Source organism: Streptomyces sp. NPDC127092, from assembly GCF_042722475.1.
Lineage (GTDB): Bacteria > Actinomycetota > Actinomycetes > Streptomycetales > Streptomycetaceae > Streptomyces.
On record NZ_JBHXFE010000155.1, the window covers coordinates 911 to 1536 of the forward strand.

Sequence of the window (626 nt, forward strand, 5' to 3'; positions counted from 1 at the left end):
CCAGGACTTCGAGACCGAGGTAGCGTCGACCCTCGGCCCATTCATCGGTCTGCTCGGCCAGCACCGCACCCACTAGCTGTAGGAGGGCATGACGTTGTTGACACGCACCGGGGCCAACGAGGCCGGAGGAGCCTCTCCGCAGGAGGTATGCGGCCGATGGTAGTTGTAGTGATTCACCCACACCTGCAGGGCCTCACGCCGAGCCCGCTCTGAGGAGTACGGGCGGGCGTAGAGGACCTCGTCGACCATCAGCCGGTTGTACCGCTCGACCTTCCCGTTATGGCGCGGGGTGTAGGGGCGGATCCGGTGATGCCGGCCCCCGAGAGAGACCACCTTCCGGGTGAAGTCCACGGCCCGGTAGTTGTTCCCGTTGTCCGTGACCACCCGGTCCACGGTGATGCCGTGAGCGGCGAAGAACGCGCGGGCCCGGCAGTAGAACCCGATCGTGGTCACCGCCCGCTCATCCTCCAGCGCCTCCGTGTACGCCAGGCGGGTGAACCCGTCGATCGCCGAGTGCAGGTAGGTGTAGCCGACCCGCTGGCCAGACCCCCGCTTGGAAGCACGCCCTGCCTCACTGTCTCTTCCGTGGGCGCGCCAGCCTCCCCCTTCAGGGATGCGTCCGATCT

General features: G+C 67.1%; 1 pseudogene (cut by a window edge). It reads right to left on the reverse strand.

The annotated features are described in order from the left end of the window. Positions 1–72: 72 nt before the first annotated feature. Positions 73–626, reverse strand: a pseudogene (locus ACFWJO_RS38255) (IS481 family transposase); it runs 329 nt beyond the window's last position.